Genomic DNA, 14,013 nt, shown 5'->3' with positions numbered 1-14,013 from the left:
TTTACAATATAATTGTTTTGATTAAATTGCAATTTATTATAATTTTAATTAGTAATAATTCACAATTTCAAATCAATTCTATATCATATTTCTTAAAAAAATGAAAGAATTAAGCTATTTAAACAAATATTTCATTAAGTATAAATACAGTTTTTCGCTGGGTATTTTAATCACCATAATCGCACAAATATTTTCGTTATTTACTCCAAAATTAATCAGTAAGTCTTTAAACGCTATTGAGAATTTTGACAAATTATCTCCGACTGACCAAAAATCAGAAGTCGTAATTGCAGCTTTCAGACAAGATTTGATTCATAACGTATTGCTAATCATAGCTACTACGATAGTAGCTGGATTTTTAACTTTTTTAATGCGCCAGACTTTAATTGTAATGTCACGCCATATTGAGTTTGATTTAAAAAATGAAGTTTTTAGACAATATGAAAATCTTTCTCAGACTTTTTACAAGCAAAACAGAACAGGAGATTTAATGAACCGAATAAGTGAAGACGTTTCTAAAGTCCGTATGTATGTTGGGCCGGCGGTTATGTATACTATTAATACATTTATTCGTTTCGCGATTGTTATACTATATATGTATAATGTTTCGCCGCTTCTTACCTTATATACTATATTACCGCTTCCTATACTTTCGTATTGTATTTTTAAATTAAGTTCAGAAATCAATAAACGAAGCACCACCTTTCAGCAATACTTATCAAAAGTTTCGAGTTTTACTCAAGAAATATTTTCTGGAATTCGTGTCATCAAAGCTTATTCGTTAGAAAACCAGCATCAAAACAATATGGTAGATCTTGCGGAAGAAAGCAAACGCAAAAGTTTAAGCTTAGCGAGAGTACAGTCTTTATTTGGTCCTTTAATGATTGCCCTAATCGGAATCAGTAATTTAGTAGTAATCTATTTTGGAGGCGTAATGTACATCAACGGAACCATTCCGAATATTGGGACTATTGCCGAATTTATTTTATATGTAAATATGCTGACTTGGCCTGTTGCTTCTTTAGGATGGGTTTCGTCAATGGTGCAAGAAGCGGAAGCTTCTCAAAAACGTCTAAATGAATTTTTGAAAATCGAACCAGAAATAAAAAATAATAACGAAAATTCATCAGATATTCAAGGAACAATAACTTTCGATAATGTTTCTTTCACTTATCAAGACACGAATATTGAAGCTTTAAAAAATGTTTCATTTACGGTAAAAAAAGGAGAAACACTGGCCATTTTAGGAAAAACAGGTTCTGGAAAATCGACCATTCTTTCCTTAATTTCAAGATTGTATGATGTAACAGAAGGTGAACTTAGGATTGATGCAAACGAAATCAGCACTTTAAATTTAAATGATTTAAGAAATAATATCGGAATTGTCCCTCAGGATGCTTTTCTGTTTTCGGATACTATTAAAAATAATATCAAATTCGGAAATCAAAATGCTACTGACGAAGAGGTATTCCAAGCTGCTAAAAATGCTGTTGTTCACGATAATATTATTGCGTTTAACAAACAGTATGATACTATTTTAGGAGAAAGAGGAATTACGCTTTCGGGCGGACAGAAACAGCGTGTTTCGATTGCAAGAGCGATAATTAAGAACCCTGCTATTTTACTTTTTGACGATTGTTTGTCTGCCGTTGATACCGAAACAGAAGAAATGATTTTGAATAATTTGTTTGAAATTTCTAAAGATAAAACAACTATAATTGTAAGCCATCGTGTATCATCTGCAAAGAATGCAGACAAAATTATTATACTAGAAGATGGCCGCATCATTCAACAAGGTTCTCATAATCAATTAATAAATCAGGAAGGATATTATGCATCGTTATATTTAAAACAACTTTCGGAAAAAGAATTACTTTAATTGTTGCGTAATAGATAATTTTTTATGATTTTTGAGTACTATTAATTCCAAAAATGATAGAACGTATTATGAGAGAAAATGACATGTTAGAAAAAGAAGAGATTTTTTCTAAAGTATTACGAGCAGGAAGAAGAACTTATTTCTTTGATGTGAGAGCTACCAAAGCTGATGATTACTATATCACTATTACCGAAAGCAAAAAATTTACTGAGGAAGATGGTTCATTTCATTTCAAGAAACACAAAATTTACTTATACAAAGAAGATTTTAGTGCTTTTGCCGAAATACTAGAAGAAATGACATCTTATGTTTTGAACCACAAAGGCGAAGAAGTAATTTCTGAAAGACATCAAAAAGATTTTAAGAAAGAATACAGTTCTGAAAAATCTGAAAGCCAAAGATCTAGCTTTACAGATATTGATTTTGACGATATTTAATTCAAAATAAACTTTTTATAAAGTACGAGTCCAATTTGTTCTGCATTTTGGACTTTTTTTATATATTTATTTTATTGTGAAATGTGATTTGTAAAATGTGAAATAAAACAAACGAATTTTAAGATGCTTCTCTTTCACATTTAACATCTTACTTAAAACTTCTAACAAACTAAAATGAAAAAATTAATTATCCTTCTAACTTTCTTTCTATACGGAATTTCATTGTCTGCACAGAATGTAGAATATGAAACCAAAAATAACATTCAATATTACAGTTCAGCACTAAATAAATCTGATAAATACATTAATGAAAGATGTGTTTTGGATATTTATTATCCTAAAAACAAAATTGGATTCGCAACTATCGTATGGTTTCACGGCGGTGGACTAACAGGCGGAAATAAAGAAATTCCTGAAGCTTTAAAAAATAAAGGTTTTGCTATTATTGGTGTAAATTACAGATTGTCACCAAAAGCAAAAGCTGAAAAAGCGATCGAAGATGCAGCAGCAGCAGTTGCTTGGACTTTTAATAATATATCAAATTATGGAGGTGACAAATCTCAGATTTTCGTTTCTGGACATTCTGCCGGAGGTTACTTAGTAATGATGATTGGTCTGGACAAAAAATGGCTGCAAAAAGAAAATATAGATGCTGATAAAATCGCCGGACTTATTCCGTTCAGCGGACAATGTATTACTCATTTTGAAATTAGAAGAGAAAATGGAATTCCAGAAAAACAGCCAACTATTGACGCTTTTGCACCTTTATACCACGTTCGTGCCGACGCTCCGCCAATGTTGCTAATTACCGGAGATCGTGAATTAGAAATGCTGGGACGTTATGAAGAAAACGCCTATATGGCAAGAATGATGAAACTGGTTGGACACAAACAAACAAAACTTTACGAACTTGACGGTTATGGCCACGGAATGACCGAACCTGGTTTTCCGCTCTTAGTTAATGAAGTAAACCGCATTATTAAAGAAAATAAAAAATAATCACTAAATAAATCCACGGCAATGGAGACACAACTATTAATTATTCCAGGACTTGGAGATTCTGGAGAAAAACACTGGCAGACTTTTTGGCATAAAAAATTCGAAAACTCAATTCGTGTTGTACAAGACAATTGGGACGAACCGCTTCGAGAAGATTGGCTTGCAAGATTAAACGAAAATATTTTAAAACTTGATAAACCTACAATATTAGTTGCACACAGTTTAGCAGTTTCACTGGTATTACACTGGGCAGAAAAAAACAATAATCCAAATATAGTTGGAGCTTTTTTAGTCGCTCCTGCAGATGTAGATTCACCCGAACATACACCAGAATGTACAAGAAACTTTTCGCCAATTCCTCTATACAAACTTCCTTTTCCTTCTGTAGTTGTAGCCAGCGAAAATGATCCTTATGCTTCTTTTGAAAGAAAAAAATATTTTGCCGAAAAATGGGGAAGCGATTTCGTAAACGTTGGTCAGCAAGGCCACATCAACTCCGATTCTGATTTAAAATATTGGGAAGAAGGACAGTTGATTCTTAAAAAGCTTATTGAAAAAACAGAACTCTAATTTAACCGCAAAGCACGCAGAGATTTACACAAAGATCGCAAGGCTTTTTGAAAAGTTTTTGTCGATAAAGTTCACAAAGCTTTGCGAACTTTAACCTTTTCCAAAAACACCACTTACAAAAAAACTTTGCGTGCTTTGCGGAATATATTGACTAAAAAACTACCCTATACGTAATCCATTAGGAATCTTAAAATCAGGAGCTAATAAAATCACATCTCCTTCCTCTCCTACAGCTCCTAAAACAAGACATTCACTCATAAATTTTCCGATTTGCTTTCTTGGAAAGTTAACAACCGCAACAATCTGGCGGTCTATTAAATCTTCTTTTTGATATCTTTTAGTAATTTGTGCAGATGATTTTCTAATTCCGATTTCTGAACCAAAATCGATTGTTAATTGAAAAGCAGGTTTTCTTGCTTCAGGAAAATCATTTACTTCTATAATAGTTCCTACGCGCATATCGGTGCGTTCAAATTCATTCCAAGTTAAATCCATTATTAATTATTTAGTCTTACAAACCTATTAATTTTGTAATTAATCCTCCTAATTCTATAACCATTTTCTTTTACTTACAATCTAATTTTACTTGAGGAAAATTATACACTCACGTAAAAAAACATATAACATGGAACATACTGAACCAAATGCATGCATGTCAATAAAAGATTTTGAATCTAATTTAAAACAGGTTCATACAGATAAATATATAGAAACAGCACAAAACGTCAGACTCTATGTGAAAGATTACGGTCAGGGAAAACCAGTAATTCTTATTCATGGCTGGCCTCTTTCTAATGAAATGTGGGAATATCAAATTGATCATTTAGTACAAAATAACTATCGCGTTATTGCTTATGACCGACGCGGATTTGGTAAATCATCTCAGCCTTGGGATGGTTATGACTATGATACTTTAAGCGATGACCTTAAAGAAATCATTGAACAATTGGAATTAGAAAACGTTACGCTGGTTGGATTCTCAATGGGAGGCGGCGAAGTTGTACGTTATTTCAGCCGTCACGGCGGAAAAGGCGTTATTAAAGCAGCTTTAATTTCATCTATTATTCCATTCCTTTTAAAAACTCACGATAACCCGGACGGGCATCCGAAAGAGAAAAGCGAAACTACTGCAGCAGCAATTAAAGAAGATCGTATTGGCTTTGTAGACAATTTCGGGAAAACATTCTTTGGAATCAATATTATCAACAAACCTATAAGCACTCCATTGTTAGAATATTACAGAACGTTATGTTCTCTTGCTTCTCCAAGAGCTACTTTAAAATGTGCTGAATCTTTTTCGTTTACAGATTTTAGAGACGAACTTGATTTTGTAAAAGTTCCAACATTAATCATTCATGGAAATGATGACAAAATTGTCCCAATAGACCTTACTTCAAGAAAAGCGGCAGAAGGAATTGCCAATAATACTTTTATTGAATACGAAGGCGCTCCTCACGGTCTGTTTTACACAGAAAAAGAAAAATTAAATGAAGATTTACTTCAGTTTTTAAATTCATAAAAAAATATAAAAAAGCATCCAAAGAAGCAAGCTGATAAAGCTAACTGCTTCTTTGGGTATTTTTTTATTCTTGTGCTCTTTTATTTACAGATATTTAAAACTATTTTTGGAATTCAAATATCTTGCAAAAATGGCACAAACTGCATCCGCAATGCTTCCTTTAGGAACTATTGCACCTGATTTTTATTTAAAGGACACTAATTCAAATGACATGCTTTCATTTGAAGATTTGAAAGGTTCTAAAGGTACTTTGGTTATGTTTATCTGCAACCACTGTCCGTTTGTGATTCATTCTATAAAAGAAGTTGTAATGATTGCTAATGATTACCGCGTGCAGGGAATCGGCATTGTTGCTATTTCCAGCAATGATATTGTAAAGTATCCGCAGGATTCTCCAGAATTGATGACAGAATTTGCTATAGAAAACAAAATTGATTTTCCTTATCTTTATGATGAGACTCAAGAAACCGCTAAAGCTTACAATGCAGCCTGCACTCCTGACTTCTATTTATTTGACAACCAAGACAAATTATTTTACCGCGGACAGCTTGACGATTCTAGGCCGGGCAACGGAATTTCACTCAGCGGAAGTGACCTTAGAGGCGCTATAGATGCTTTAATTTACAACAGAAGTTTAAAAGAACCGCAAAAACCAAGTATTGGCTGCAGCATTAAATGGAAGTAAAACCTCACTAAATTCAAAAAGATTACCTATCTTTGCTGATCAATTTAATTATCCTTATGGGAAATAGAATACCATTTACAGCGCCTGCAAAGTTGTTTTCCTTTTCTGGAGAACCACTACCTGCTGTAATTATTTCGCATAATAAGGCCTTTATTAATTAGGCCTCCGTCTATTTCAATTTCTTCTTTCTGACGGAGGATTACATCAAACTTAAACATCTATTTATTTGACAAAATCAATTTTGTTCAGATATCTTTTTGTTTTTCAAATTAAACATTTAAAATTTTTCTCTTTCTCATGAACTGAGAAACAAACAGTTTTTAAACAATACAAAAGAAGAAAATCATTTCAAATAGTATAACAATAAATTCAATAGATATGAAACCAACACCCACTTTCTGTAAATCAGATTATCAATTTTTAAGAGAATTGATTTTAAAAAGTAAAAATTCAACAAATACTAAAGAAGCCAATCAGCTTTCGCAAGAATTAGATCGTGCTGTTATAAGCAAAGAAAGCGAACTTGACAGTACCGTTATCAGGATCAATTCTTTTGTAACGATTGAAGATGTAAAAGCCAACAAACAAATGAAAATTCAAATCGTTTTACCTTCTGCTGCAGATGTAAAGCAATCTAAGATCTCAATTCTAGCTCCTTTAAGTGTTGCTATTATTGGTTTTAAAGAAAATGACCAAGTAGATTGGGAATTACCGGCAGGTATAAAAACTTTAAAAGTAATTGCTGTAGATAATTCGGCTGTACATCATTCTTAACTTTTTAAACACCTCATTATGTGAAGGTGTTTTTTTATATCTAATTGAAAACAAAAAAACGATTCAATAAATCATTGAATCGTTTTTTTTTATTTTTTGAAATACGAATTACAATTGAGAATCAATAAAATTAGTTATTGAAGCCATTTGCATATCATCAAGTTTCGCCTTTTTCTGCATTCTTACTAAAATTGGTTTCCACTCTTCTTTGCTAAATTGTTTTGGTTCGTACCATTTATGACATTTTGCACAATTATTATCATACAATTGTTTTCCTTGTGCCAAAGCTGGATCTCCAAATACAAGATCTTTAGCAGATACTTCCTTTGAAGGAGGTGGTGGAGGTGGCGGAGGAGCTTCAGCCATTGATTGTTTAGCACCACACGCTACTAAAACTAAAACCGTTCCTGCCAAAATTAAAATTTTTCTCATTATAATGTTTTTTAGTAAATATAAAAAAAATCCCATACGCCACAGCGCATGGGATTATTATTTAAAACAATAGTAAATTGCTTCTAAAGTCTTATTTTACGTCCATTAATTCAACGTCAAAAATCAAGGTTGCGTTTGGCGGAATAACTCCTCCTGCACCTGATGGTCCGTATCCTAAATCAGATGGAATTACAAAACGAGCTTTGTCTCCAACTTGTAATAAAGCAATACCTTCGTCCCATCCTTCAATAACTTGTCCAATTCCTAATTTAAATTCGATTGGTTTTTTACGCGGGTAAGATGAATCAAAAACTTTTCCGTTTTCTAAAGATCCTTCGTAGTGAACAGAAACTGTTTTTCCAGCTTCAGCTCTCTTACCATCACCTTTTTGTATCATTTTGTAACGTAAACCGCTTTCTGTTTTATCAAAACCAGCAGCTAATTGTTCCATTTTCGCTTCAGATTCTGCTTTTAAAGCTGCTTCACGTTTTAGACGAGCACCTTTTAAACCAATAAAAGCTTCGATAGCATTCCATTTTTGAGCTTCTTCACCAACTCTGATGATTTCTACTGAATCCAGATTATCACCTTGAGCTACAGCGTCAACGATGTCTTGTCCTTCAACAACATAACCAAAAACACTGTGTTTTCCATCTAACCAAGGAGTTGGAACGTGAGTGATAAAAAATTGAGAACCATTGCTTCCAGGTCCAGAGTTTGCCATAGATAAAACTCCTGGGCGATCGTGTTTTAAAGTTGGGTGAAATTCATCATCAAATTTATAACCTGGATCTCCAGTTCCAGTTCCTTTAGGACATCCACCTTGAATCATGAAATCAGCAATTACTCTGTGGAATGTTAATCCGTCGTAGAATTTTTGTCCTTGAGGTTTAACTTTATTTTCCATATTACCTTCTGCAAGAGCTACAAAGTTCCCTACAGTACCAGGTGTTAAATCGTGTGTTAGTTTTACTAAAATCGAACCTTTGCTAGTGTTGAATTTAGCGTATATTCCGTTTTCCATGTTGTTATTTTTAATTTGAACGCAAATTTACAAATTAATTTTTTAATCAATTTGTGCTTTTGCTTTTTAGTCCCGACGTTTCGGGGTCGATTTATAAGTCAGTCCATAAATTGCCAATGAAATTAACGATAAAACCATACAGCCAATAGCTACAGCATGCCATCCGCCCAATTTCCATAATAATAATCCGTATGCAGATCCTGCAGCAGTTCCTAAGAAACTGAAAGACATAAATACGGTATTCAATCTATTTCTAGCTTCTGGCAAAAGTGAATAAACCCTCGTTTGGTTTGAAATATGAACACCTTGGATTCCGATATCAATAAATACAATTCCAATCGCAATTCCGATTACACTTTCTATTGAAAAATAAAAAACCAAAAAGCTTATCAAGATCAGCAAACATCCATAACCCACTGCAATTCTTGAATTTCCTTTATCTCCAAGTTTACCAACCAAAGGCGCTGCCAATGCTCCAGATGCACCGACAATTCCGAATAATCCAATTGTCGCACTATTAAAGTGAAAAGGTTCTCCAGATAGCAGTAAAACCATTGTCGTCCAGAAAGCTCCAAACTGAGCAAAACTAAAAACATTAATTGCTGTTGCCTCACGCAAAACCGGCTGCGTTTTTATAAGTGTAAATAAGGATTTAATTAATTGGCCGTAAGTTCCTTGAAACTGTGGTTTATTAACTGGAAATTTACTTTGAATTACAAAAAAGATCAAAAGACAAATTCCTGCCGCGATATAAAACATTGATCTCCAACCTAGAACTTCACCAATAAAACCGCTTAAAGTTCGCGAAAGCAAAATTCCAACCAAAAGACCACTCATAATGGTTCCAACAACTTTTCCGCGTTGTTCGGGAGCGCTCAAAGAAGCTGCTAAAGGCAGAATAAGCTGTGGTACAATAGATGTGATTCCGATTAGCAATGAAGCAATTTGTAAAATCAAAAAACTTTTTGCTGTTGCTGCAATCAATAATGCAATTACAGATGCAAAAGTGGTCATTAAAATCTGCCTTTTTCTTTCTATTTTATCACCAAGAGGAACCATAAAAAACAATCCAATAGCATAACCGGCCTGCGTTAAATACGTAATAGTTCCGGCGCTGGCTTCTGGAATTTTAAATTCGTTGGCAATTAAAACAATCAAAGGCTGGCAGTAGTAAAGATTTGCAACTATAAGACCAGTGCAAACTGCCATAAACAGGACGTTGGTTTTAGATAAATTCATTTTGCAAAAATACCATCAATATTTATAATTAAAGTTATTTTTTTTATAAAATCTGTCTAAATCTGCGTCTTCCCGATAGCGAATCCGTTTAATCAGCGTCAATTTTTAGGACACAATTTACTCAGATTCACTATCAGGAAGACACTCATACTTATTGATTTTCTATTTAATCTATTTTAAGAAATCTTCTCTCGCTGGGCCAAAAACATCGGTAAGCATACCGCTTTCCAAGCAAACCACTCCATGCACTGCGTGAGGCGGAATATAAAAACTATCGCCTTCTTTTAAAGTTTCTGTTACACCATTTATTGTAACATCAAATTTACCGCTTGCCACATAAGTGACTTGTGTATGGTAATGTTCGTGCAAAACACCAATTCCTCCAGTTTCAAAATGCACATTTACGAGCATTACTCTATCGTCATAAGCTAGGATTTTGCGTTTGATTCCTTCACCAACTACTTCCCATTCAATATCATCTCCTTTTATAAATTCTTTGCTTGTTCCTATGTTCTGCATAACTTTAAAATTGATTTTTTACAAAAATAAGCATTTTAACTAGTCATTTTAAAGCAATTTTTTAGAAATGAAATCACAGCTTTTCTTAATAGAATCAAAAGAATTTACGGCAAAATTATTCTCTTGTTCCACAAAAAAATGAATCATTCCAGATTGTTTTGCTGCCGCAAACAGAGACTTAAAATCTATAGTTCCGCTACCAACTTCAGTATTTAAATCATTATTATTTTTATCCTTGTCTTTTACGTGCCACATTTTAAAACGTCCCGGATTTTCTTTAAATAATTTTAGAGGATCATTTCCAGAATGAATCACCCAGTATAAATCTAATTCAAAATAAACCAAATCTTTATCGGTTTCATTTAATAAGATTTCAAAACCAGTAGCTCCATCATGTTTTTGAAATTCAAAATCATGGTTATGATAGGCCAGTTTCAAACCTTCTTTTTTGCACATTACAGCTGCTTCATTTACTCGGGCAGCGATCTTTTTATAATCTGCTATATTTCTTCTAAAAGGTTCGTCGACCCACGGAATGGTTAAAAATTCACTTTTTAGAATTTTTGCAGCTTCTATTGAAGCTACTAGTTCTTCGATATTTCCATCATATAAAAAGCTCCCTAAATTATAATGGCCGCTTACTGCTTTAAGTCCATTATCATCCAAAATCTTTTTCAATTCTTTTGGCGTTAATCCCCAAAACTGATCTTTAATTGAAAAACCATATGTTTCGACAGTTGTAAATCCTGCTTTCGCTACTTTTTCTAAAGTTGCTTTTACATCTTTCGGAAGCTCTTCACGAAGTGTATACAATTGTAAACCTATTTCTTTTTTATTCATAGAAAATGCGAATGACGGCGAAGCCAGAACTGCTGTTGCAGCCAGACCCGTATTAATTATAAAATTTCTTCTAGTAATCATTTTTTAGTAAATCCAAATAATTATAAATCGTTTTTTGTTGAAACAGCCTCAGCATCCTTTTTCATTGCCAAAAATTCGGGAGTCATATTATTTCGTTTAAAATAATCCTCTAAATCTGCCAGCCTCTTCCTGTCATCGTATTTTATACAAGAACTTAATTTTTGCTGACAGACAGAACATAATCGTATAGATTGTTTGTCTGTTTCGCTCATGCTGTTAGATCCATTCATTACACAATCGGCATTGATACAATGATGTAATCCAAACATATGACCTATTTCATGAGAACTTATTTTGAGTAATCGAGACAAACAAACATTAAAATTTTCAGAAGTCAGTTCTCCATCCTGCAGTCTGTAAATTGAACTCACACCAACTTTGTCGCGGTAAGAAGCCAAACCAAAAACATAGTTCCATTCTGGTTTAGGATATAGATCAAGTTCTGAAAGTCCCATTAACGCAATTCTATTTGCAGGTTTTTCTTTCTTTAATACATCATCTAAAAGATAACCAGCCAATAATTGTTCGTGCCCAAACATCATTCTTCTTGCAGAATTTGGCACTACATCATTAGAAATGGATTTTAGAGTTTTTGTTTTTAATTGAAAAAAAATTGCTAAATATTCATTTAACAATTCAATTTGTTTCTTTTGTAAAGAATTAAAATTCCCAATTGGTCGTATATAAATAATATTTTCATCCTTTGTCGGAACGATATGTTTAGATAAAAAGTATTGTTCAAAAGTTTGTCCTTTTTCTTTGCGGGAAAACAGCCAATCCCCATAAACAGGTTTTCCTAGTTTGACATCATTACCTTTGATCTGCGTAAAATATAATGCTGCTTTAGGAATATCTTTTCGGATCTCTTTTGCAGTATTTTTTAGTTTTTCCTTATTACAAGAACATAATAATATAAAAACAATAATAGCTATTTTTTTCATATACTTTTTGCTAAATATATTCAAAAAACAGCTACAATTTAAGTCAAATAAAAAATATTTTAACAATTTGATTCACCGTTAAAATATTTCAATTTTAGAATACCATCACTTCGAAGTTAACAATTTCATCCCTTCCATTTTTTGTGAGTCAATAGCCTGAGGAGGATAATTCTGTTTTTCTTGTCTTGTTGAAGTAACTTTACCTTCTTTATTTACATATATATAATTATAAGTCCAATAATTTTGACCAGCTATTTTTGAACCATCAGAATTATCTTCATTCGTAAAAACTTGGTCCGCGTATACAAGAATTTGTCCATCTTGATTATCAGCCAAAGTCCGCACAGGAGATCCCCAAGTTTTTATCAATTTCGCTTTGGTTTCTCCAACAGAATTATTCATTGCGTTTTTCGAACTTGAGCATGAAAGCTGCAAAAGTATTGCGGTAAACAGTATTAATTTTTTCATATAGATACGTTTTTGGAATTTGTAAAACTTTAATTATATAATTAGGTAGTGTAATGGTACTTAAAATTACAAAATAAAAAATTACATAATTACATTTTAGTGTTATATAATTATTACATAACGAATTAAAAAGCAATAAGTTGTAGTATAAATATTTTTACTCAACACTAATAATGAGTTCATATTTAAAAACATTTCTAAGGATTTGAATTTTGTTTTTTTATTGCCAAATATTAACTTGTATCTTTGCACTTTAGAATAACTTACAGAAAATGCGAATTGATATCATTACACTTTTACCAGAATTATTAAGAAGTCCATTTGAGGCTTCGATTATGAAACGTGCCATTGACAAAGGTTTAGTCGAAGTACATTTTCACAATCTTCGTGACTACAGCACGAACAGACAGAAAAGTGTTGATGATTATCCGTTTGGGGGCGGTGCTGGAATGGTAATGACAATTCAGCCAATTGATGACTGTATTACCCATTTGAAAAGTCAGCGAGAATATGATGAAATCATTTATATGTCGCCTGACGGTGAAACTTTAAATCAAAAAATGGCCAATAAAATGTCTATGTACGAAAACATTATCATTTTATGCGGGCATTATAAAGGTGTTGACCAAAGAGTTAGAGATCATTTTATTACTAAAGAAATTTCGATTGGTGATTATGTTTTATCAGGAGGAGAATTAGGAGCTTTGGTTTTATCTGATGCTTTAATTCGATTAATTCCTGGTGTATTGAGCGACGAAACCTCAGCATTAACAGACAGCTTTCAAGATAATTTACTTTCTGGACCTATATATACAAGGCCTGCAGATTATAAAGGATGGAAAGTCCCAGAAGTTTTAACCAGCGGCCATTTTGCCAAAATCGATAAATGGCGAGAAGATATGGCGTATGAACACACTAAAAACAGGCGACCAGATTTATTAGAATAAATTTGAAACTCAAAAAATCCCAAATCCCAAATAATCAGTTCATTAAAAAATTTGAATTTGGAATTTTATTTCTTGGATTTTTATTTTTTTAATTTATCTTTGCACCCGAATTAGACTAACCTCTGGCGAAATCCGTGAATGTTACTCTATCTAAACTATAATAATAAAATTATCATGGCAGATTTATTAAAATTCGTTCAAAACGAATTCGTTGCTAAAAAAGATTTCCCTGAATTTGGAGCTGGAGACACAATCACAGTTTTCTACGAAATTAAAGAGGGTGAAAAAACTAGAACTCAGTTTTTTAAAGGAGTTGTAATTCAAAGAAGAGGTTCTGGTAACACAGAAACTTTTACTATTCGTAAAATGTCTGGAGCTATTGGAGTTGAGCGTATCTTCCCAGTAAACTTACCAGCTTTACAAAAAATCGAAATCAACAAGAAAGGTGCTGTACGTAGAGCTAGAATTTTCTACTTCAGACAACTTACTGGTAAAAAAGCTAAGATTAAAGATAAAAGAAGATAATCATTTATCGAATTGTTATAAAAAACTCGTTTCATATTATTTGAAACGAGTTTTTTTTATGTTCTATTTTCATCACTATCAAAACTGTAATTTTTTAATATCAAAATCATCAATTTAGCAATTTAAGGAGCTCG

17 protein-coding genes are annotated in these 14,013 nt (G+C 32.7%); 9 read left to right on the top strand and 8 right to left on the bottom strand.

The annotated features are described in order from the left end of the window. The first annotated feature begins 100 nt into the window (after positions 1 to 100). From EDB96_RS10470 to EDB96_RS10455, 4 genes are all read left to right on the top strand, one after another. Positions 101 to 1,879, top strand: a complete 1,779-nt coding sequence (locus EDB96_RS10470) for an ABC transporter ATP-binding protein (RefSeq protein ID WP_113677947.1) — start codon at positions 101 to 103, stop codon at positions 1,877 to 1,879. 68 nt (positions 1,880 to 1,947) lie between these two features. After that, on the top strand, positions 1,948 to 2,316 hold the full coding sequence (locus tag EDB96_RS10465; protein ID WP_057119174.1) for a PUR family DNA/RNA-binding protein: 369 nt from the start codon (positions 1,948 to 1,950) through the stop codon (positions 2,314 to 2,316). 174 nt (positions 2,317 to 2,490) lie between these two features. Next, a complete protein-coding gene (locus tag EDB96_RS10460; protein ID WP_134140662.1) occupies positions 2,491 to 3,315 on the top strand; it encodes an alpha/beta hydrolase in 825 nt (274 codons plus the stop codon). Positions 3,316 to 3,336: 21 nt separating this feature from the next. Beyond that, positions 3,337 to 3,885 carry an RBBP9/YdeN family alpha/beta hydrolase gene (locus tag EDB96_RS10455; RefSeq protein WP_134140660.1) on the top strand — a complete coding sequence of 183 codons (549 nt, stop codon included), beginning with the start codon at positions 3,337 to 3,339 and terminating at the stop codon, positions 3,883 to 3,885. Between the two features lie 159 nt (positions 3,886 to 4,044). On the opposite strand, the gene EDB96_RS10450 is transcribed toward EDB96_RS10455, so the two are convergent. Further along, a complete protein-coding gene (locus tag EDB96_RS10450; protein ID WP_134140659.1) occupies positions 4,045 to 4,380 on the bottom strand; it encodes a tRNA-binding protein in 336 nt (111 codons plus the stop codon). A gap of 130 nt (positions 4,381 to 4,510) precedes the next feature. Here EDB96_RS10450 and EDB96_RS10445 point away from each other — a divergent pair, with 130 nt between their 5' ends. The 3 genes from EDB96_RS10445 to EDB96_RS10435 all read left to right on the top strand — a co-directional run bounded on the left by EDB96_RS10445 (position 4,511) and on the right by EDB96_RS10435 (position 6,863). Next, entirely contained in the window at positions 4,511 to 5,404 is an 894-nt protein-coding gene (locus tag EDB96_RS10445; RefSeq protein ID WP_134140658.1) for an alpha/beta fold hydrolase, read from the top strand. 130 nt (positions 5,405 to 5,534) lie between these two features. Then, entirely contained in the window at positions 5,535 to 6,089 is a 555-nt protein-coding gene (locus EDB96_RS10440) for a thioredoxin family protein (protein ID WP_134140656.1), read from the top strand. A gap of 378 nt (positions 6,090 to 6,467) precedes the next feature. Then, the gene (locus EDB96_RS10435; protein ID WP_057119184.1) at positions 6,468 to 6,863 is read left to right on the top strand and encodes a GreA/GreB family elongation factor; all 396 of its coding nucleotides are present in this window, start codon (positions 6,468 to 6,470) and stop codon (positions 6,861 to 6,863) included. Between the two features lie 108 nt (positions 6,864 to 6,971). Here EDB96_RS10435 and EDB96_RS10430 read toward each other — a convergent pair whose 3' ends face one another. From EDB96_RS10430 to EDB96_RS10400, 7 genes are all read right to left on the bottom strand, one after another. Continuing rightward, entirely contained in the window at positions 6,972 to 7,295 is a 324-nt protein-coding gene (locus EDB96_RS10430; protein WP_057119869.1) for a c-type cytochrome, read from the bottom strand. Positions 7,296 to 7,386: 91 nt separating this feature from the next. Next, complete coding sequence (locus tag EDB96_RS10425) at positions 7,387 to 8,319, bottom strand: peptidylprolyl isomerase (protein ID WP_057119186.1); 933 nt, start codon at positions 8,317 to 8,319, stop codon at positions 7,387 to 7,389. Between the two features lie 66 nt (positions 8,320 to 8,385). Further along, positions 8,386 to 9,528, bottom strand: coding sequence for an MFS transporter (locus tag EDB96_RS10420; RefSeq protein ID WP_243839335.1), 1,143 nt, complete (start codon positions 9,526 to 9,528; stop codon positions 8,386 to 8,388). A 201-nt stretch (positions 9,529 to 9,729) separates the two neighbouring features. Continuing rightward, positions 9,730 to 10,077, bottom strand: coding sequence for a cupin domain-containing protein (locus tag EDB96_RS10415; protein ID WP_134140654.1), 348 nt, complete (start codon positions 10,075 to 10,077; stop codon positions 9,730 to 9,732). 48 nt (positions 10,078 to 10,125) lie between these two features. Then, entirely contained in the window at positions 10,126 to 10,998 is an 873-nt protein-coding gene (locus tag EDB96_RS10410) for a sugar phosphate isomerase/epimerase family protein (RefSeq protein WP_134140653.1), read from the bottom strand. Positions 10,999 to 11,018: 20 nt separating this feature from the next. Continuing rightward, on the bottom strand, positions 11,019 to 11,939 hold the full coding sequence (locus EDB96_RS10405) for an archaemetzincin (RefSeq protein ID WP_134140652.1): 921 nt from the start codon (positions 11,937 to 11,939) through the stop codon (positions 11,019 to 11,021). Between the two features lie 105 nt (positions 11,940 to 12,044). After that, a complete protein-coding gene (locus EDB96_RS10400) occupies positions 12,045 to 12,407 on the bottom strand; it encodes a hypothetical protein (RefSeq protein ID WP_134140650.1) in 363 nt (120 codons plus the stop codon). 272 nt (positions 12,408 to 12,679) lie between these two features. Between EDB96_RS10400 and trmD the strand changes: the two genes are divergently transcribed. Continuing rightward, the gene (gene trmD, locus EDB96_RS10395; protein WP_057119198.1) at positions 12,680 to 13,354 is read left to right on the top strand and encodes a tRNA (guanosine(37)-N1)-methyltransferase TrmD; all 675 of its coding nucleotides are present in this window, start codon (positions 12,680 to 12,682) and stop codon (positions 13,352 to 13,354) included. A 174-nt stretch (positions 13,355 to 13,528) separates the two neighbouring features. After that, the gene (gene rplS / locus EDB96_RS10390; RefSeq protein ID WP_057119870.1) at positions 13,529 to 13,879 is read left to right on the top strand and encodes a 50S ribosomal protein L19; all 351 of its coding nucleotides are present in this window, start codon (positions 13,529 to 13,531) and stop codon (positions 13,877 to 13,879) included. Positions 13,880 to 14,013 lie beyond the last annotated feature (134 nt).

Origin of the sequence: Flavobacterium sp. S87F.05.LMB.W.Kidney.N, from assembly GCF_004366435.1 — a bacterium.
GTDB lineage: Bacteria > Bacteroidota > Bacteroidia > Flavobacteriales > Flavobacteriaceae > Flavobacterium.
Note: the sequence above shows the minus strand (reverse complement) of the source record. Positions and strands in the feature narration are given on the sequence as shown.